The organism is Hwanghaeella sp. LZ110, from assembly GCF_048892525.1.
In the GTDB taxonomy this organism is placed as follows: domain Bacteria; phylum Pseudomonadota; class Alphaproteobacteria; order UBA8366; family Aestuariispiraceae; genus Pacificispira.
Genome location: NZ_JBLZHT010000004.1, coordinates 207,490 through 225,633, shown reverse-complemented (window position 1 = coordinate 225,633; position 18,144 = coordinate 207,490). Strand labels below are relative to the sequence as shown.

Sequence of the window (18,144 nt, the reverse complement as noted above, 5' to 3'; positions counted from 1 at the left end):
CGTTTCGATTATTTGGATTTTTTCATAAATGCTTTTGATCCTTGGATCATGTCCTTTTGACCGTTAGTATTCCTGTGTAACATCATAGAGGCAGTCCATGTTTCCCACGCTATTCTACAAGCTTAAATCTGCTGGTGTGCCGGTTAGCCTGCGGGAGTATCTCAGCGTTCTAGAAGGGCTGTCTCAGGATATTTGTGGGCGTGAGACAGAGCAGTTTTACTATTTTGCGCGCGCGGCCCTGGTGAAGGACGAACGCTATCTGGATCGGTTCGACCGTGTCTTTTCAGAGGTCTTTCAGGGTGTCTTATCAGAAGGTGGTCCCGAAGCCATGGCGCTTCCTACCGAATGGCTGATGAAACTGGCAGAAAAGCACCTGACCGACGAGGAAAAGGCGATGGTTGAGGCCCTGGGGGGCTTTGACAATTTGATGGAAACCCTGAAGCAACGCCTGGAGGAACAGAAGAAACGTCATCAGGGCGGCAGCAAATGGATCGGCACGGCGGGCACCAGCCCGTTTGGCGCTTATGGTTATAATCCCGAAGGTGTCAGAATTGGTCAGGATGAGAGCCGCCATCGCAAGGCGGTGAAGGTATGGGATAAGCGCGAGTTCAGAAACCTGGACACTAATGAACCCCTATCCAATCGCAATATGAAAGTGGCTTTGCGCCGGTTGCGGCGCTTTGCCCGCACGGGGTCGGGCATGGAATTGGATATGGATGGCACCATTCGCCGCACGGCTGACAATGGCGGCTATGTTGATATTCAATGGCAGCGCGAAAAACGTAATGCGGTGAAGATCATCGCCCTGTATGACGTGGGGGGCAGCATGGATGATCATATCCTGGACAGCAAAAAGCTGTTCGATGCCATGGGAACGGAATTTAAGCATCTGATATCGCTGTATTTTCATAACTATACATATGAATATCTATTTTCTGATATGCGCAATCGCCATCGCAGTCGGATCTCGACTTGGGAGTTCCTGCGCACCTATCCAAAGGACTATAAGGTCGTCTTCGTAGGGGATGCGACCATGTCACCCTATGAGATCGTCTATCCAGGTGGCAGTGTTGAACATTGGAACGAGGAGGCAGGTCAGGTGTGGATGCAGCGCATTCTGGATCATTTTGACCGGTCTGTTTGGATCAACCCGCAACCACAGGCGCGCTGGGGCTATCACCAGTCCATCAAATTGATTCAGCAGCAGATCGAAGGTCGGATGTTTCCAATGACGGTGCAAGGTCTGGATGACGCTATGAGGGCTTTGGTTTGATTTGATGAAAACAGACTTGGTTCGTTTGGAAAAATCATGCCATAACCGCGATATGAAAATGATCGTGACAATTGCCCCCGGTAAGCTGCTGATCGCCGTCGCGCTGTGCGCGGGTGTGCTGTCGGCCTGTGCGGAACCGCCAACGACAACCGGGACATTGGCGACACCTTTATCCAAGGACCCGCGTGTCGCCCTGTGCTATTCCGCCAGCAACACAACACGGGAAGCATTGGCGGAACTGGCGCTGGAGGCTTGCCCGGATGAAACGCGGCGGGTTGAGGTCTGGGACCACGACACATTTTTCAATGATTGTCCCATCAACAAAAAAAACCGCGTCACCTATCGCTGTCTCAAGTGATAGGACGGTTGTGGTTTAGGATTTCCTCAGCGGGTGAATGGCAGCACCATTCTGATCAGATGCGGAGTCTGTCTGGTTAACCGGGGCATCGGCCTGCAGGCGCTCTGCTTCGCTTTTTAGGCGTCGATAACTGGCAAGTGATAGAGGGATCGTGGCCAGATAGGCAAGGCCGACCAGGCTGAGAACCTCCCAGGGGGCACTGGCAAGACCTGCAATCAGCAAACCGATCAATACCATGAAGGGCAGGACAAATTTGGGGGCCAGTTTGAATTTCTTGAAAGAATAGGTCGGGACTTCGCTGACCATCAACAGGGCCGCACAGACCATCCAAATGCCGGCGGCCCAGGCCGGAATGGTGCTGGGGTCACCCAGCGTGAAGCCAATCGCCAACGGCAACAGAGCAATCGCTGCCCCCGCCGGGGCGGGAACCCCCTGAAAATAGTTGAAAGCATAGGGGGGCAATTTATCCAACCGGCTGTTGAAGCGCGCCAATCGCAATCCGCCACAGACCGCATAGAACAAGGCAATGCCCCATCCAATACCGCCCAGTTCTGACAGGCCCCACAGCCAGACGATCAAGGCGGGCGAAACGCCAAAAGCAACGAAGTCGCTCAAAGAATCCAACTGGGCGCCAAAGTCACTGGTGGCGCGCAACAACCGCGCCATGCGCCCATCCAGGGCATCCAGCAGGGCGGCAACCAGAATGGCGGCGACGGCAAATTCCCATCGTGCCTCCAGTGCATATCGGATGCCCGTTAGGCCGGCACAAGTCGACGCCACCGTAATCATGTTGGGAATCATGCGCGCTACCGTTGTGCCCTTGAACCGGGCCGGGCGATCCTTATCGGACGGGCGTTTCCTTAACATGAATAAGCCTCTTTAGTGGCCTTGGAATGAAATGACGATATCATCGGATGGCGCCTTCCCGAACGCCTTCCTTCCCCTTTACCCCGCCCATATCCGCCAGCACGGTTTCTCCAGCGACGGCGCGTTGGCCTTCACAGACCATTGGGACCACATTGGGCGGCAGATAGACGTCGACGCGACTGCCGAAGCGGATCATGCCGATGCGCTGCCCGGCCTGAACATCATCCCCGGTTTCGACATCGGCCAGGATGCGCCGCGCGACCAGCCCTGCGATCTGAATAACCGCCAGTTCCTTGTTCGTCGGTGTTTCAATGCGATAGGACTGACGTTCATTGTCGACGCTGGCCTTATCCAGGGAGGCATTGAGAAATTTGCCAGGGCGATAGTCCATTTTGGTGATTGTCCCATCGACCGGCGACCGGTTCACATGGACATCAAATACATTCATGAAGACACAGACGCGCCAGACGGCCTTGTCGGGCATGTCCAGTTCAGCAGGGGGAACCGCCTTGCCGACGCTTTGCACAACGCCATCGGCCGGGCTGATGACCAGGCCTTGCCGCGTTGGGGTAACGCGGTTCGGGTCGCGAAAGAAATAGACACACCAGGCTGTCAGGACGATGCCCACACCCCATAGCGGGGCCCACAGCATGCCGATCCCTAATCCGAATACGGCAAAGAGCAGGATGAACGGATACCCTTCACGGTGAATGGGCACCATAACTGTTTCCAATGCACTCTTCATCATTTCAATCCTTGCCAGTCGATTGCTGCGACGGTGTTGTCAGGAACAAAAGGTTCACCCGCCTTAAAATGGGCGCTCTGCCTGGAAAATCAAATTGAATTCCAGGCGGTTGAATGCTCCCGGTGACCTTGCTTCAGTTCTTTGGAACCTCGAAAACCTGTCCTGGATAAATCAGATCCGGGTCGATGATCTGGTCACTGTTGGCCTCATAGATCACCGTATAGTTATAACCGCTGCCCAGGGCCCGTCGGGCGATCCGCCACAGGCTGTTGCCGGGTTGCACGATGATGAACGCATCGCCTTGCAGATCCGTCAGCGGGGCCGCGCGGCTGAATGGAATTTCCAAGCGGGCAATCACTGAATTGCCGCGCACCGCGTCAAACCGCATCGTGTAAATGCCAGGGCTGATTTCCTGGCTTGGATTGATGCGCCATTTGCTGCTTTCATTGACATGGCCGCTGCCAATCAACCGATTGTCCAGATAGCCTAAAATGACCGATTCCAAGGGGCCTTTGCCCGCAACAGAAATGTTCCCGGCCGAGTCATAGTCGATGGTTTCAACACTTAACGTGCCATCTGCATTCTGCACGCCGCCCGGTTCTGACAGGCCGCTGCTTCTTGGCGGGGCCTGCAACAATTCCGCGCCCGGCTTGTTCTTGTCGGGGACCAGCACGACGACGGGCGCTTGCGGTGTTTCGCTGTCTGTGTCGCGCCCGGCGATATCTTTGCCCGGTGCAGGAACCACCAGAACCACCTTGCCGTCACCGGTAACAGGCTCATTTTCTGGCATTTTCGATCGCAGGGTTAGTTCATGTGGGCCAGGGTCCAACGGGCTGCCGGGTAAGAAGACCCATTCCCCGCGACTGTCCGCATCAACTACCCCCAGATCCTTTTCATTGTCGATAATGGTGACTTTGGACCCAGGCTGAGCACGACCAGCAATGACCGTATCCCCATTGGGATCAATGCGAACAACGTCGAAGCTGGGCGGGCTAACCGCAGCGGGTTCAGCGGGTTGCGCTGCGTTGGGAGTCTCAGTGGATGTTTGCTGAGTGTCCGTCACAGTTTCACTGGCAGCCGACGCGTCAGCAGCGCTAGAGTCCGCCTTGGGGGGTGCCTCAGTGCTGGCCGCATTGCTGTCTGACGCCGCCGTGCCAGTATCCGTCCCCTCAGATTGCTCCGTCGGGGTAGCGTCTATGGGCGGCGGTGTGCTGTCCGTGCTGAGCCATGTCAGAAGCAGGGCGAGCAAAACCAACACGCCCCCGATCACGCCGATCAATACTGTTCGGTTCACGCTAGCCCCCACTTTCATTCCACACTCACATCTATCGTGAGTGCCTGTTTCGTGCCGCAGCATAATGCGCCACGCCGTTTCGTGCAATTCCAACGCTGTCCCTGACAGGATCACGGAAAATTCGGCTTTTACCCGTCTGGTCAGGGGCGGTACACTGCCAGCGTTATCAATCAGACGCCCCGTGCGGCAAAAGGATATTGAACCAGTGCATTCTTCAATCGGATCGGTTTGTGTTTATTGCGGTTCCAGTTTCGGCGGAAGACCGGCCTTTACAGAAGCGGCCAGACATTTGGGAACCTTGTTGGCGCAGTCGGATATCCGGCTGGTCTATGGCGGCGGCGCGGTTGGCCTGATGGGGGTCGTGTCCCAGGCCGTTCTGGATGCAGGCGGGCGTGTGACGGGGATTATTCCGCATTTTCTGGATCAGGCCGAAGTCGGTAAGATGAATGTGACAGAGCTGATTCGCACGGAAACCATGCATGATCGCAAGGCTCGCATGGCGGAAATTTCCGATGGTTTCGTGGTATTGCCCGGTGGATTGGGAACCCTGGACGAGACTTTTGAAATTCTGACCTGGAAGCAGTTGAACCTGCACACCAAACCCATCGTTCTGTTAAACAGCGAGGGCTATTGGGACCATTTTGTGCATTTGGTCGAACATCAGGTTCGCGAAGGATTTGTGCGCGAACAATATTTGCGGCTGTTTCGCGTCGTTGATCATGTCGACGATGTCTTGCCGACCCTGATGGAAGGCGCGGCTCAGGCGCGGACGGGTCAAGACCGTCTGGATCGCGCCTGAGCCGGCTTCAGTTCGAAAAATGCGGCGGGGTTATTCTGCCGCGTTCAGTTTATCCTGGGTCTTGGTGTCAAAATCACTGGCATTGTGACGTTCGTGCAGTTGCTCTGATGGATCTCCGGACATCCGGTTGACCATACGCCCACGCTGAACTGCGGTACGCGCGGCAATTGCCTTTTGCCAGCGACCGACATGTGTGTAGCTGTCGGCTTCCAGGAAGGTGGCGGCGTCACCATATTGCTTTCCAGCCACCAGATTTCCGTACCAGGGCCAGATCGCGATATCAGCAATCGTATAGTCTTTACCGGCCATGTATTCGTTTTCCGCCAGATGACGGTCCAGGACGTCTAATTGACGTTTCGTCTCCATGGCGAACCGATCAATGGCATATTCAATCTTGATGGGGGCATAGTGATAGAAATGTCCAAAGCCGCCCCCCAGATACGGGGCGCTGCCCATTTGCCAGAACAACCAGTTCAGACATTCGGTACGGGCGGCAGGATCAGACGGCAGAAACGCGTCAAACTTTTCCGCCAGATACAGCAGAATCGCACCGGATTCAAAGACCCGAACCGGTGGATTCGTGCTGTGATCCATCAGGGCTGGAATCTTGGAATTGGGATTAACGTCGACAAAGCCACTGCCGAATTGATCGCCATCGCCAATCTTGATCAGCCATGCGTCATATTCCGCGCCGCTATAGCCTTGGGCCAGCAGTTCTTCCAGCATGATCGTGACTTTTTGCCCGTTGGGCGTCGCCAGGGAATACAATTGGAAGGGGTGTTCCCCAACCGGCAGGTCCTTATCATGGGTCGGCCCGGCAATGGGTCGGTTGGTGCTGGCAAAGGCACCACCATTTTCTTTTTCCCATTTCCAGACTTTCGGGGGTGTATAGGTCGAAGTATCAGTCATGATCACCTTTCGGGTTGGTTAGACGGCGCCGTTATATTCTCCGCGCGCCGGATAGTTGTTCTTGATGGCAAAATCCAGGGCGCCAACCAGTTCGGAAAAATGTGGCCGCACGAAGGGCATGGTCTGCACGGATCCGTAATACAGGGTTTGCTCTGGGGTCACCATAAACAGGCCTGGTTCAGAGAACAATGCAGGCTCTTCAATCCCTATTGAGGTGGTGCCGCGAGAGGTAGAGATGTAAAGCCCCCATTCTCGTGCCTTTGCCAAGGGCAGGTCATAGGCGAAGCGCAGGGCCTGGGCGCCGATCTTATCAGCCATTGCCTGGCTGCGCTCCCTGGTATCGGAACTGATCGCGATGGTTTTCACGCCACGTTCCGCGAAATCAGGAACGCGCTTTTCAAACTCTGCCAGATAGTTGGCGCAGATCGGACAATGCAGCCCGCGATAAAAGCAAATCACAGTACCGCGTTCACCCCCATCGCTGGCCAGATCGAATTCACCATCTTTCAGGGTCTCAAGGGTCAGGGACGGGGTCTTTTGTCGGGGCAGCAGCATCGTCGTTCCAATCTGTATTTGCGTTGATATGGGGATGAGTATAACAATATCAAAGTCAGAAAAATCCGAAATAATCGATGGTTTACCCGAAATGTGCCCTTACGATCGCCTTGCGACCTTTTTGAAACGGTTCAGTCTGGATGTCCGCCCGGCACCCTTGGCGCAGGCGACACTGGTATTGCTGGCCGGTCCGGATGGTCTGCCCAGAATGGTCCACTATCGTCTGGACAAAGACTGGTGTGATATTGACGAGGCGGCCCTTTTGTTCTGTGCCGCGATAGAGTGGAGCGGCCTGTCCAACCCCTTGATCGCGGCTTTACCGGATTGTGTCACGCTGGACCTGAAGCAGGATTTGGAAAGTGCCAGCCTTGCCGCCCTGATCCAAAGTGAGCTAACGGGGAAACGCTGTGGCGGAGATCCGGTGATCAGTCGCCTGTGTGAAGTGCTGATCATTCGCTTGATGCGGATGCAGATTGAGCGGGGGTCAGATCGGTCTGGCTTGCTGGCCGGTCTGTCAGATCCCCGGTTGAGTCGCGCACTGGTCGCGATGCATGACAGGCCAGGGCGTGATTGGCGCAATCAGGAACTGGCGGAAATCGCCGGTCTATCGCTCAGTCGTTTTACCGAGATTTTCGCTCTGACAGTCGGCCAGCCTCCCAGTGCCTATCTGCGCAGTTGGCGCCTGACCCTGGCGCAGCAGGATGTCGCCAAAGGCGATCGGGTCGATACCATCGCACGGCGCTATGGCTATAAATCATCGGAAGGCTTCACCCGTGCGTTCAGGCATCGCTTCGGACAGAACCCAATCGCCCTGCGTGGCCAATTCGTCCGGTAGGGGTCTTTCCAGCCGTGCATGCGGGCGCATGATGGTTTTTGTTGCGCTCATGCGGGCGCATGATGGCTTTTTATCGCGCTCATGCGGGCGCATGATGGTTTTGTTGCGCTCATGCGGGCGCATGATGCGTGGGCAAAATTATATGACATATCCACAATCATGTGCGGGATGATTGCGGGTTCCGGGGCGGTCTTGTATGGTCCGCGCCGAAAGTCATTGGGGCCGATGCCGGGCGCGCGATGCGGCTTGGTCTGCGGTCCCTCCTATCACTGACGTTGAGGGGAGCCCCACGCATGTCAAAGATTAAGGTCGCTAAACCGGTTGTAGAACTTGATGGCGATGAAATGACCCGGATCATCTGGCACTTTATTAAGTCCAAACTGATCCTGCCCTATCTTGATATCGATCTGAAATACTATGATCTTAGCATTGAAAAGCGCGACGAGACGGATGATCAGATCACCATCGATTCCGCGAATGCGATCAAACAGTATGGCGTTGGCGTGAAATGCGCGACGATCACCCCCGATGAACAGCGGGTGGAGGAATTCAAACTCAAGAAGATGTGGCGCTCTCCCAATGGTACGATCCGTAACATTCTGGATGGCACCGTCTTTCGCGAGCCGATCGTCTGTCAGAATGTGCCGCGTCTGGTAACCAGCTGGTCCAAGCCCATTATTGTCGCGCGTCATGCCTTCGGGGATCAGTACAAGGCAACCGACTTCCTGATCCCAGGTGCTGGCCTGCTATCGATCACCTTCACCCCGGAAGACCCGGATGGGGAGACCATTCGCCACCAGGTCTTCAAATTTGAAGGCTCTGGCATCGCCATGGGCATGTATAACCTGGATGAATCGATCCGCGGTTTCGCTCGGGCCTGCATGACCTATGGTCTGGATCGAAAATTCCCGGTCTATTTGTCGACCAAGAATACCATTCTGAAAGCCTATGATGGCCGCTTCAAAGACCTCTTCCAGGAAGTCTATGAACAGGAATTCGAATCGATCTTCAAAGAGGCTGGCATCTGGTACGAGCACCGTCTGATTGATGACATGGTTGCCTTTGCGATGAAGAGCTCTGGCGATTTTGTCTGGGCCGCGAAGAACTATGACGGCGATGTTCAGTCAGATTCTGTGGCCCAGGGCTTTGGCTCCTTGGGTCTGATGACCTCTGTCCTGATGACACCAGATGGCAAAACGGTTGAGGCGGAAGCGGCCCATGGCACGGTGACGCGGCATTATCGCCAACACCAGGCTGGCAAGGAAACCTCCACCAACCCGATCGCGTCCATCTTTGCCTGGACACGCGGTCTGAAAGCCCGTGGTACATTCGACGATACGCCCGATGTCATTAAATTCGCTGAAACGGTTGAGCGCGTTTGCGTTGAAACCGTCGAAAGCGGCCACATGACCAAGGATCTGGCGCTGTTGATCGGTGAGAACCAGAAATGGCTGACCACAACCCAATTCCTGGATGCCATTGATGGCAACCTGAAAAAGGAAATGGATACCTGGTAAGGGCGCATCATGGCGGGACTGACCTATCGCGATATCGGTCCCGCCGACCTGACCACGGTCATTGCCTTGCTTGCGGATGATGATTTAGGCCGGATCCGGGAAAACCGTGATCCGGCTGATCCGCTATATCTGAAAGCCCTCGCTGAAATCGACGCAGACCCCAACAACCGTGTCCTGTTGGTGGAGCGCGATGGGGAGGCCGTCGGTACGTTTCAATTGACCCTTATTCCCAGCATCAGCCAGCAAGCCAAAAAACGGCTGCAGATAGAAGCCGTGCGCGTTCGCAGTGATTTGCGCGGCCAGGGGATCGGCCAGGAAATGATGCTGTGGGCGATTGATCAGGCGAAGGCGGCGAATTGTGGGTTGGTACAGTTGACCACCAACACCGCTCGTCAGGACGCCAAGCGCTTTTACGAACAGGTGGGCTTCGTCGCCAGCCACCATGGCATGAAATTGATGCTATAGAGGCGGGCATTTAGGTCGCCCGAAAATGTTCGATGAAAACGCGGAGTAAACGAAGCGACCTGAGTGGCTTGGAAAAATATAGGAAGAAGCCGGGGCGCATCGGCGTATAATCCGCTAAGACTTGGACCAGTCGGTCTGTATCAAGGTCTTCCTGGACGCCTCGTTTAAGGGACCAGCCAATACCAAACCCACGAGATGCAGCATCGACAACAGACCTTAAATCATTGAAAATAAGTCCACCTTGTGGGGATACCGTGTAGTTTTCTTTCGTGCCCGTAAACTGCCAAGTCGCAATGCGTCCAGAACTCTGCCATCGATGCCGTATGCAATGATGGGTCAGCAGGTCCTGGGGTCTGTTTGGTGTTCCGTGTTTTTCGAGGTAGCGGGGTGACGCGATATAAGCGGCCTCCTCAGTTGCGGAGAGTCGTGTCGCAATCATGTTCTCTTGCAGATGGTCGCCCAGACGAATTCCTGCGTGAAATCCGCCTTGAATGATATCTGTTAGTGATTCTTCGATTGTTAAGTCCAGTTCAATACCTGGATAGGTATCTTGGAAACCGGCGAGTTTTGGCGCCACGATCAGCTGCCAGGCGCGGAATGGCAGCGTTATGCGAAGCTGGCCTGTCTTAGCCTGCGCGGCATTTCTGGTGTTATCGACTGTATCTTGAATCGCTCCCAACAGATAGCGACTACCATCATACAAAGTCTGCCCGGCATCGGTGAGTGTGACAGACCGTGTCGTTCTAACAAATAGCGGCGTTCCAAGGCGATCTTCAAAGTTCTTTAATTGATGCGATATGGCCGGTGGATTGACGCCAAGAACACGCGCCGCCGCCCTTAGGGACCCTTGATCCGCAATGGCTAAAAACGTTTGCAGGGCGTGAAGATCAGATCGGTTCATTGTTCGATTTTACCAAACATTAAAGTAATTTTGAGCTTACTATTCGCTATTATCTAATGCTGATAGACAGTGGGCAAGCCTTTAGGAGATCGGCCATGCCCCATTCTATTTCTGTTTCTAAACAGACTGTTATACCGCTTGCCATTGGTATCGCGACAATTCTCGCGACGGTTTTCGCAATGGCGCTGGCGGATGCGTTCGTTAAAAAATCCAGCTCCGACATGACGCTTTGGCAGATATATGTTCTACGATCTGTGATCGTCGTCCCAATCCTCTTTTTGATCACCAAAAGAAAGGTTTATGTAGCCGGGTTTGGCTGGGTGTTTTTGCGCAGCATCGCACTCGCCCTGATGTATCTCAGTATCTATGGTGTGCTTCCTGTCCTGGACCTGTCAGTGATTGCCGCAGCACTTTATACGGCCCCACTCTTTATTACGGGATTGTCTGCATTTGTTATGAAGGAGCGTATCACCAGCAGGCATTGGATCGCTATTCTGACCGGTTTTGCCGGTGTGTTGATTATTGTAAAACCCACGACCAGTGATTTTTCACTGTTGGCCTTAGTTCCGGTTTTCGCGGCCTTCATGTATGCCATTGCGGCCATTCTAACGCGGGCAAAGTGCAGTCACGTCTCGGCACCAATACTTGCACTGTGGCTCAATATGACGCTGTTCACCGTTGGATCCGTGGTCAGCTTGCTAATGAGCTTCATTGGCGACGTATTCTGGTCGGTGAATTATCCATTCCTATTGGGCGCATGGAGCTTTATGACGGCGCAAAACTGGCAGGTGATTGGGATTTTAGCCGTGTTGATGGTCGGGATTAGCATCGGTCTGGCAAAAGCATATCAGTCACCCCATCCGCAAGTGATAGCAACCTTCGACTATGCCTTTTTGATCTTTGCTGGTTTCTGGGGATACGTTTTCTTTGGAGAAATTCCAGATGCGGCCACACTGGTTGGAATGGTGTTCATTGCGTGCGCGGGCATAATTGTTCTCTTCACACGGCCGCTGGATCGGGCCCCTGTTATCGCCCCTTGATGATTTGTGCCTTTGCAGAAACTGGGGTTCCTCGGATGTTTTCGCGCCAGAAGGAATACAGGCCACTGGCGACGATCAACAAAATGCCACCGATGGCGACTTTGTCTGGAAGCTCGCCGAATACGACCACACCCCACATCACGGCCATGGGCATGGCGATGTATTCGAAGGGGGCGGCGATGGTGGCTTCGACGGATCTGTAACCCTGTGAAATCAGATAGGCGCCACAGGCTGATAATGCGCCAACACCAAGCATCACCAACAGATCATCGGTGCTGGGCATGCGCCAGGCCCTTAAAAGGGCCAGTAAACTTGGGTCTTCCAACCCTTCTGCGAGGCGGCCATCCCCAACGGTAAGCCCGGCCAGCGTGCAAAAACATAAGAAGGTTAGCTGAATATAGAAGGCCATGACCGAAGCCTTTTCGGTGACCCCCAATCGTCGTGCCGTGATCTGCATCGTCGCATAGGCCAAAGCGGCCAGAATTGGCGCAAGCGCGGCCCATTTGAAGGCATCGGTGCCCGGTCGGATGATGATGATGACGCCCATCAAACCGACACTGACCGCTGCCCAGCGACGAAACCCCACTTTTTCACCCAGAAAGGGCACGGATAAGGCCGTGATGAACAGGGGGGCGACAAAGAAGATCGCCGTTGCATCGGCAATGGGCAAGGATGCAACACCGGTAAAAAACGCCATATTGGCGATAATGACACTGCAGCCGCGCAGAATATGCAGCGGCATGCGCTTGGTGAGCAGATTGCGATAGCCGCCTTCCAACGGCACGAAAAGACCTGCGATAATACACAGTGCGACGAAGGCCCGCACAAAGATGATTTCATGCAACGGATAGGTGCCGCCCAACCATTTGATCAGCATGTCGGAGGCGGAAAAGAACATCACCGCCAGCAGGACACATACTATGCCCAGTGTGTTGGGACCTTTGAGTTTAAATGCCACGAACCATCAAGCCTCTATTGGAAAAACACGGAGATCTGCTCCGCCTCAAAAGCGGCCTGAACCTCCGGCAGGGCCTGACAGGCCAGCGCATGGCGTCGGATACTGACATTGGTGGAGGGCAGGGGTGAGATACCAAACTGTTCCCCCCAACCCGCCAACATCAATAGAAAATAGTCGGCGCAACTGGGCGCGATACCGCTGATCCAGGGCCCCGACGTTGCCAAATGCTGATCTGCGGTCTTGAACATCTCGACAAGTCGGGCGCCGGTCAGTTCGCGCAAGGTCGCTTTTTGCGCGTCTGTTTGTGCGTATCGAAAATTGTAGTTCCAGACCATCAGGTCGGCCTGCACCGTGTTGGTCAGGTATATCAGCCAATCCAGCGCAACGCCTCGATCCCGGCTTTTGGTGGGGGGCATCAATCCGGCTGCGGGAAACTGGTCATCCAGATACAGGCAGATAGCAGCGGCTTCCCGCACAACAGTGTCCCCGGTTGCAGGGTTTCGATGTACCAGCGTTGGAACGCGTTGATGGGGGTTTAGCGCCTTGTACCAATCGCTGTTCTGGTCACTTCTGGATTTATCAATCATCACCAAATCAAACGGGACGCCAATTCTGCGCAGCGCAATATGCGGGGCTAGAGAGGCATTGTCAGGTGCGTAATACAAGGTCAGTGACATAGTAGGGGCCCGAATAGTGAAAGGAACACAGCGGTATCATTCGTTTTTTATCCGCTGACGTAAGACAGTCCGAAAGCGTATTGGGCGAACCTTATCCTGCATGGTCACGTCTGGCGACCCTGCGTTGTGTCCATTTGTGAACAACTGTGGTGCTGGACAGACTTAAGCGCGGACTGGTTCCTGACCGGTCTGTTGTTGCTGAGTTTGTTGACTAACGATTGCCTTCCCGTATCCTGCGCACAAGCTCATTCTCGATGGTCTGGTGTAGGGTTTTCGATGGAAGATTTTGAAGATGTTTTGCTGTCGCAACGCGGCAGCGTCGGGTTCATCGTGTTGAACAGGCCAAAGGCCCTAAATTCGATCACGTTTGATATGGTGACCTGCATACAATCCGCATTGACCAAATGGGAGGCTGATCCAGGTATCAAGGCCGTGGTTATTGAAGGGGCAGGGGACCGGGCCTTTTGTGCCGGCGGCGATGTTATTGCGGTCAGTAAGGCCGGTCAGGCACAGGATCCTTTAAGCCGGGAGTTTTTTCAGGCGGAGTATCGATTGAACCGGGCCATTCACCTGTATTCAAAGCCCTATATCGCCTTTCTGGATGGAATCACCATGGGCGGTGGCGTTGGCCTGTCGGTGCATGGCAATTGTCGTATCGTCACGGAACGAACTGTTTTCGCCATGCCGGAAACCGGGATCGGCCTGTTTCCGGATGTGGGCGGCAGTCATTTCCTGTCACGCTGTCCCGGCCAGGTTGGGCTATATCTGGGTTTAACCGGCGCGCGTCTGGGGGCGGCTGATATGCTGTCTATCGGATTGGCCGATCACTACATGCCCGCATCGGCGCGAGAATCGTTTTTTTCAGCGCTGGAAGCGGTGGACTGGTCCGCCGGATCGCCGGGGGACATTGTTCGTGCCTGTGCCGCCCAGCATGTCGCAAAGGCGGAAGCATCCGCCCTGGATGCCTTGCGGGGTCAGATTGACGAGATATTTTCTGATGGATCGATGGAAGATATTTTGGCCCGCTTGCGGGCGGATAGTGGCGATATCGCGCAAACCATTCTGAAACATCTGTCGACAAAGTCGCCAACCTTGTTGAAGGTCACACTGGTCCAACTGCGACGGGGCGCACAGCAGGATTTTGATGCGAATATGCAGATGGAATACAGGATGGTTCGCCATGCCCTGCGACCGGGGTCCGATTTTCATGAAGGAGTCCGCGCATTGTTGATTGATAAGGATAAATCGCCGCATTGGGCGCCAGATACAGTGGAGGCGGTCCAAGACGCAGATGTTGAGGCATTCTTTCAGCGGCCGCCGGAAGGGGACTTGCAATTCTGAGTGTTTGCGTCGGCGTTTCGGAACAGTAAAATGAAGAAATGGACGCGCTAGGATAGGGCGCGCCACTTGTTAGGGAGAAGTGCCATGAAAATTGGATTTATCGGTATTGGGAATATGGGGGGACCCATGGCTCGCAATCTTATTGCGGCGGGCCATGATGTGACTGTTTTTGATTTATCGGAAGATCATGTCGCATCCCTGGTCAATGCCGGGGCGACAGGCGCTGGAAGCGCCCGTACGGCGGTAAGCGGGGTCGATGTAGTCATCACCATGCTGCCTGCCGGGCCGCATGTTCTGAATGTCTATGAAGGCACTATTCTGGGGTCCGCGCCGGCGGGCGCTTTGTTGATCGATTGTTCGACCATTGATGTGGAAACCAGCCGCATCGTGGCGAAGATGGCGGCCGATAAGGGCTATCCCATGGTCGATGCGCCAGTTTCTGGCGGTGTTGGTGGGGCAGAGGCCGGCACTTTGACCTTCATGGTGGGGGGCAGCGATGCGGATTTTGCCAGCGCCAAACCCGTGCTGGAAAAGATGGGCAAAACCATCGTGCATTGCGGTGGTGCCGGAAACGGTCAGGCTGCGAAGATCTGTAACAATATGATGCTGGGTATTCAGATGATTTCTGTTGCTGAAGCATTTGTTTTAGCAGAGAAATTGGGTCTCGATCATCAGAAGCTGTACGATGTTTCATCCAAGGCTTCTGGCCAGTGCTGGTCGCTGACAACCTATTGCCCGGTTCCAGGGCCGGTACCGACCTCTCCTGCCAACCGGGACTATAAGCCTGGCTTTGCGGCGGCCATGATGGTTAAGGACCTGCGGTTGAGCCAGGGGGCGTCGAAAAGCTTTCAGGCACAGACTGAATTGGGTGCGCGCGCATTGGAAATGTATGAGCGATTTACCGATTCGGGAAATGAGGGTATGGATTTCTCTGCTATCATAAAAATGGTGCGCGACAGCTAGGCCCATAAATCGAGGCTAGACAAAGCTTTAGCCCGTCGATTAAGGTTGCCGCTATGCGATGGGAGCAAATGGGTGTAACACAATTGTCGTTGGCGGTTCGGTTGGTCGGATACGCTGAGGCAATGCTAAAACGATAAAAGAGATGTGCCGGTGAAGGAGGAGTATCTTAGCGTCATCCGATTGATTGAACGGCTGCATCGACAGTTTCTCGAAGTGGTCAAAGGTGAAATTGATCGGCTTGGCATTCGCGACATCAACAACATTCAGGCGTTGATTCTCTATAATATTGGAGAGGATGAACTGACCGTGGGTGAGTTGACGCACCGTGGCTATTACCTTGGCTCCAACGTATCCTATAATGTGCGGAAAATGGTTGAGAACGGCTATCTAATTCAGGAGCGTTCAACCCATGACCGTCGGTCGATCCGGGTGCGGTTGTCTGAAAAAGGCCTGAATGTTCGAAACAAGGTCAATGACGTCATTGATGAACAACAGGTGAAGCTCAGCGAAAGCGGTATCAACGCTGAACAGTTGCAGTTCACCGCAACCGTGCTGAATCGTATCGAACGCTTCCTGCTGCATACCTACGGATACGGCCCGGTTCGCTGACGCAAATGTTGCCCATGGATGCCACTGGATAAGCAGCGCCAGGCAAATTAGCCGATCTTGGCCTTCACGTAAGACCCTGGCGCTGGCTCTATTGTCTTTTTGCCACAGCCGGGCGGGCGAGCGTCGATCTGGGCACCGTCGAATTTATCCAGCCAGTTTTTCCATTCCGGCCACCACGAGCCTTCATGATGCGTGGCTTTTTCCAGCCAGGCCTCTGGATCCTTCACCTTGCGGTTATACAGCCAATAGCCATATTTCTGCTTGTCGGGATTGGGCGGATTGATCACGCCTGCAATATGCCCTGATCCGGCCAGACAGAACTTCACGGGTCCGGAATAGGTATTCACGGCGGCGTAGGTCGATTTCCACGGCGCAATATGATCTTCACGCGTTGACAGAACAAAGGTCGGCGTCTTGATGGTCGACAGATCTATCGGCACACCATCCAATTCAATGCCACCCGGTTCGATCAGTTTGTTTTCCAGATACATCTTGCGCAGATAGAAGGAATGCATTGCAGCGGGCATGCGGGTTGAATCGCTGTTCCAGTATAACAGGTCGAACGGGAAGGGGTCTTTGCCCATCAGGTAGTTGTTCACCACAAAGGACCAGATCAGGTCATTGGCGCGCAGCATGTTGAACGTGGTCGCCATTTCCGACCCTTCTAGATAACCGCGCTCATTCATCTTCGCTTCCAGGGACGCCAATTGTTCCTCGTCGATGAAGACTTCTAGCTCTCCGGCTTCCGCAAAATCGATCATGGTGGTGAAATAGGTGACAGATTTGACCTTCTTTTCCTGCCCTTTCGCCTTTAGATAGGCCAGGGTCGCGGCGGTCAGCGTGCCCCCCAGGCAATAGCCGATCATATTCACCGCAGGTTCGCCAGTCAGTTCCGTAATCTTGTCAATCGCGGTGACCGGGCCTTCCAGCATATAGTCGGTAAAGTTCTTCTGGGCCAGGGATGCATCCGGGTTGACCCAGGAGACGACAAAGACCGTCAATCCCTGAGAGACAGCCCATTTGACGAAGCTATTCTTTTCCCGCAGGTCCAGGATATAGAACTTGTTGATCCAGGGGGGGACGATCAACAAGGGCACTTTATGGACGGTTTCCGTCGTCGGGGCATACTGAATTAACTGTATCAGGTCATTCTGATAGACAACTTCCCCCGGAGAAACGGCCAGATTACCCCCTACCTCAAACGCGTCGGCGTCGGTCATGGAAATTTTCAGCTTGCCTTTGCCGCGCTCAATATCGTCCAGCATGTTTTCCAGGCCACGAACCAGGTTTTCCCCTTTGGTATCCAGGGTTTCACGCAGAACTTCCGGATTTGTCAGGACAAAATTGGTCGGGGCCATGGCATCGGCGAATTGGCGGGTATAGAAATCGATCTTTTTCATCGCCTTCTCGTCCAGGCCTTCCACATCATGCACCGTTGACTGCATATAGCGGGCGGTCAACAGATAGGATTGCTTGATATAGTCAAACAGGGTGTTTTCGGTCCAGGTGGCGTCTTTAAAACGGCGGTCGTCATTCTCAGGTGTAATCGTTTCTTCGGATTCCTGCCCCAGCATTTTCCGCGTCGTTGCGGTCCACAGGTTCATATAGTCCGTCCACAGATTCAAATTCGCCTGCAAGACAGCCGATGGATTCCGCATCATTGCCTGGGTCATTTCCAGGAAGGTGTGACCGATATGCATTGGGTCGCCGTGACCAAAGGGGCTTTCTGTATCTTTTGCCTGGCGTTGCAGAAAATCCTGAACCAGTCGCTGGCTGCGTTCCGCAATGGCGACCATATTGTGCGACCACTCTACCGGATCACCCCAGTTTTGTGGATCGTCGGGTTCTGGCGTTTGCTGGCTCATGCTACACGATCTCCCACTATGACCACTCGTTTCAGGGTCGGCACATCGTCCAATAGCGCCCGAATGCGAAAGGCTGGACGGCGTGCGTCGACTCTCCGATAAAAGGCTATGCTGGTTATACTGAACTGCAACGTAAAACCCAAGGCCAGTGAATCCTGATACGTCGAATTTAG

At 54.2% G+C, this 18,144-nt stretch carries 19 protein-coding genes; 10 read left to right on the top strand and 9 right to left on the bottom strand.

The features are described from left to right. The first annotated feature begins 97 nt into the window (after positions 1–97). Together ACOSDM_RS09750 and ACOSDM_RS09745 are read left to right on the top strand one after the other, a co-directional pair. The gene (locus ACOSDM_RS09750) at positions 98–1,273 is read left to right on the top strand and encodes a vWA domain-containing protein (RefSeq protein WP_420724316.1); all 1,176 of its coding nucleotides are present in this window, start codon (positions 98–100) and stop codon (positions 1,271–1,273) included. A gap of 4 nt (positions 1,274–1,277) precedes the next feature. Beyond that, positions 1,278–1,631 carry a hypothetical protein gene (locus ACOSDM_RS09745; protein WP_420724315.1) on the top strand — a complete coding sequence of 118 codons (354 nt, stop codon included), beginning with the start codon at positions 1,278–1,280 and terminating at the stop codon, positions 1,629–1,631. Between the two features lie 15 nt (positions 1,632–1,646). Here ACOSDM_RS09745 and ACOSDM_RS09740 read toward each other — a convergent pair whose 3' ends face one another. The 3 genes from ACOSDM_RS09740 to ACOSDM_RS09730 all read right to left on the bottom strand — a co-directional run bounded on the left by ACOSDM_RS09740 (position 1,647) and on the right by ACOSDM_RS09730 (position 4,537). Next, positions 1,647–2,498: a CDP-alcohol phosphatidyltransferase family protein gene (locus ACOSDM_RS09740; protein WP_420724314.1), complete on the bottom strand. Its 852-nt coding sequence runs from the start codon at positions 2,496–2,498 to the stop codon at positions 1,647–1,649. Positions 2,499–2,538: 40 nt separating this feature from the next. Next, positions 2,539–3,246 carry a phosphatidylserine decarboxylase gene (locus ACOSDM_RS09735; protein WP_420724313.1) on the bottom strand — a complete coding sequence of 236 codons (708 nt, stop codon included), beginning with the start codon at positions 3,244–3,246 and terminating at the stop codon, positions 2,539–2,541. A gap of 130 nt (positions 3,247–3,376) precedes the next feature. Beyond that, on the bottom strand, positions 3,377–4,537 hold the full coding sequence (locus tag ACOSDM_RS09730; protein WP_420724312.1) for a LysM peptidoglycan-binding domain-containing protein: 1,161 nt from the start codon (positions 4,535–4,537) through the stop codon (positions 3,377–3,379). 205 nt (positions 4,538–4,742) lie between these two features. Between ACOSDM_RS09730 and ACOSDM_RS09725 the strand changes: the two genes are divergently transcribed. After that, complete coding sequence (locus ACOSDM_RS09725) at positions 4,743–5,336, top strand: TIGR00730 family Rossman fold protein (RefSeq protein WP_420724311.1); 594 nt, start codon at positions 4,743–4,745, stop codon at positions 5,334–5,336. Positions 5,337–5,366: 30 nt separating this feature from the next. On the opposite strand, the gene yghU is transcribed toward ACOSDM_RS09725, so the two are convergent. Together yghU and ACOSDM_RS09715 are read right to left on the bottom strand one after the other, a co-directional pair. Then, a complete protein-coding gene (yghU, locus tag ACOSDM_RS09720; protein ID WP_420724310.1) occupies positions 5,367–6,245 on the bottom strand; it encodes a glutathione-dependent disulfide-bond oxidoreductase in 879 nt (292 codons plus the stop codon). Between the two features lie 18 nt (positions 6,246–6,263). Beyond that, the gene (locus ACOSDM_RS09715; RefSeq protein ID WP_420724309.1) at positions 6,264–6,800 is read right to left on the bottom strand and encodes a peroxiredoxin-like family protein; all 537 of its coding nucleotides are present in this window, start codon (positions 6,798–6,800) and stop codon (positions 6,264–6,266) included. A 91-nt stretch (positions 6,801–6,891) separates the two neighbouring features. Between ACOSDM_RS09715 and ACOSDM_RS09710 the strand changes: the two genes are divergently transcribed. The 3 genes from ACOSDM_RS09710 (at position 6,892) to ACOSDM_RS09700 (ending at position 9,617) form a co-directional block, all read left to right on the top strand. Continuing rightward, a complete protein-coding gene (locus tag ACOSDM_RS09710; protein WP_420724308.1) occupies positions 6,892–7,635 on the top strand; it encodes an AraC family transcriptional regulator in 744 nt (247 codons plus the stop codon). Positions 7,636–7,928: 293 nt separating this feature from the next. Then, positions 7,929–9,152: an NADP-dependent isocitrate dehydrogenase gene (locus ACOSDM_RS09705; protein WP_420724307.1), complete on the top strand. Its 1,224-nt coding sequence runs from the start codon at positions 7,929–7,931 to the stop codon at positions 9,150–9,152. A gap of 9 nt (positions 9,153–9,161) precedes the next feature. After that, positions 9,162–9,617, top strand: a complete 456-nt coding sequence (locus tag ACOSDM_RS09700) for a GNAT family N-acetyltransferase (protein WP_420724306.1) — start codon at positions 9,162–9,164, stop codon at positions 9,615–9,617. Between the two features lie 10 nt (positions 9,618–9,627). Here the strand turns inward: ACOSDM_RS09700 and ACOSDM_RS09695 are convergent, their stop codons facing one another. After that, positions 9,628–10,518, bottom strand: coding sequence for a LysR family transcriptional regulator (locus ACOSDM_RS09695; RefSeq protein WP_420724305.1), 891 nt, complete (start codon positions 10,516–10,518; stop codon positions 9,628–9,630). Between the two features lie 56 nt (positions 10,519–10,574). Here ACOSDM_RS09695 and ACOSDM_RS09690 point away from each other — a divergent pair, with 56 nt between their 5' ends. Beyond that, complete coding sequence (locus ACOSDM_RS09690) at positions 10,575–11,558, top strand: DMT family transporter (protein ID WP_420724304.1); 984 nt, start codon at positions 10,575–10,577, stop codon at positions 11,556–11,558. On the opposite strand, the gene ACOSDM_RS09685 is transcribed toward ACOSDM_RS09690, so the two are convergent. After that, positions 11,545–12,516 (bottom strand): DMT family transporter, encoded by a 972-nt coding sequence (locus ACOSDM_RS09685; RefSeq protein ID WP_420724303.1) that lies wholly within the window; start codon positions 12,514–12,516, stop codon positions 11,545–11,547. The two genes, ACOSDM_RS09690 and ACOSDM_RS09685, sit on opposite strands and share 14 nt — an antisense overlap. Before the next feature lie 14 nt (positions 12,517–12,530). Then, positions 12,531–13,193: a glutathione S-transferase family protein gene (locus ACOSDM_RS09680; protein ID WP_420724302.1), complete on the bottom strand. Its 663-nt coding sequence runs from the start codon at positions 13,191–13,193 to the stop codon at positions 12,531–12,533. A gap of 276 nt (positions 13,194–13,469) precedes the next feature. Between ACOSDM_RS09680 and ACOSDM_RS09675 the strand changes: the two genes are divergently transcribed. The 3 genes from ACOSDM_RS09675 (at position 13,470) to ACOSDM_RS09665 (ending at position 16,106) form a co-directional block, all read left to right on the top strand. Further along, positions 13,470–14,534: an enoyl-CoA hydratase/isomerase family protein gene (locus tag ACOSDM_RS09675; protein WP_420724301.1), complete on the top strand. Its 1,065-nt coding sequence runs from the start codon at positions 13,470–13,472 to the stop codon at positions 14,532–14,534. Between the two features lie 84 nt (positions 14,535–14,618). Beyond that, positions 14,619–15,497 carry a 3-hydroxyisobutyrate dehydrogenase gene (mmsB, locus tag ACOSDM_RS09670; protein WP_420724300.1) on the top strand — a complete coding sequence of 293 codons (879 nt, stop codon included), beginning with the start codon at positions 14,619–14,621 and terminating at the stop codon, positions 15,495–15,497. 150 nt (positions 15,498–15,647) lie between these two features. Then, the gene (locus ACOSDM_RS09665; protein WP_420724299.1) at positions 15,648–16,106 is read left to right on the top strand and encodes a MarR family winged helix-turn-helix transcriptional regulator; all 459 of its coding nucleotides are present in this window, start codon (positions 15,648–15,650) and stop codon (positions 16,104–16,106) included. Between the two features lie 47 nt (positions 16,107–16,153). Here the strand turns inward: ACOSDM_RS09665 and ACOSDM_RS09660 are convergent, their stop codons facing one another. Next, the gene (locus tag ACOSDM_RS09660) at positions 16,154–17,971 is read right to left on the bottom strand and encodes a PHA/PHB synthase family protein (protein ID WP_420724298.1); all 1,818 of its coding nucleotides are present in this window, start codon (positions 17,969–17,971) and stop codon (positions 16,154–16,156) included. Between the last annotated feature and the right edge of the window lie 173 nt (positions 17,972–18,144).

Bases quoted from the DNA above. Each gene is read 5' to 3' on its own strand.
- ACOSDM_RS09750 (WP_420724316.1), top strand. From the start codon at position 98: ATGTTTCCCACGCTATTCTACAAGCTTAAATCTGCTGGTGTGCCGGTT.
- ACOSDM_RS09740 (WP_420724314.1), bottom strand. From the start codon at position 2,498: ATGTTAAGGAAACGCCCGTCCGATAAGGATCGCCCGGCCCGGTTCAAG.
- ACOSDM_RS09745 (WP_420724315.1), top strand. From the start codon at position 1,278: ATGAAAACAGACTTGGTTCGTTTGGAAAAATCATGCCATAACCGCGAT.
- ACOSDM_RS09675 (WP_420724301.1), top strand. From the start codon at position 13,470: ATGGAAGATTTTGAAGATGTTTTGCTGTCGCAACGCGGCAGCGTCGGG.
- yghU (WP_420724310.1), bottom strand. From the start codon at position 6,245: ATGACTGATACTTCGACCTATACACCCCCGAAAGTCTGGAAATGGGAA.
- ACOSDM_RS09710 (WP_420724308.1), top strand. From the start codon at position 6,892: ATGTGCCCTTACGATCGCCTTGCGACCTTTTTGAAACGGTTCAGTCTG.
- ACOSDM_RS09695 (WP_420724305.1), bottom strand. From the start codon at position 10,518: ATGAACCGATCTGATCTTCACGCCCTGCAAACGTTTTTAGCCATTGCG.
- ACOSDM_RS09715 (WP_420724309.1), bottom strand. From the start codon at position 6,800: ATGCTGCTGCCCCGACAAAAGACCCCGTCCCTGACCCTTGAGACCCTG.
- ACOSDM_RS09700 (WP_420724306.1), top strand. From the start codon at position 9,162: ATGGCGGGACTGACCTATCGCGATATCGGTCCCGCCGACCTGACCACG.
- ACOSDM_RS09705 (WP_420724307.1), top strand. From the start codon at position 7,929: ATGTCAAAGATTAAGGTCGCTAAACCGGTTGTAGAACTTGATGGCGAT.
- ACOSDM_RS09690 (WP_420724304.1), top strand. From the start codon at position 10,575: ATGCTGATAGACAGTGGGCAAGCCTTTAGGAGATCGGCCATGCCCCAT.
- ACOSDM_RS09660 (WP_420724298.1), bottom strand. From the start codon at position 17,971: ATGAGCCAGCAAACGCCAGAACCCGACGATCCACAAAACTGGGGTGAT.
- mmsB (WP_420724300.1), top strand. From the start codon at position 14,619: ATGAAAATTGGATTTATCGGTATTGGGAATATGGGGGGACCCATGGCT.
- ACOSDM_RS09735 (WP_420724313.1), bottom strand. From the start codon at position 3,246: ATGATGAAGAGTGCATTGGAAACAGTTATGGTGCCCATTCACCGTGAA.
- ACOSDM_RS09680 (WP_420724302.1), bottom strand. From the start codon at position 13,193: ATGTCACTGACCTTGTATTACGCACCTGACAATGCCTCTCTAGCCCCG.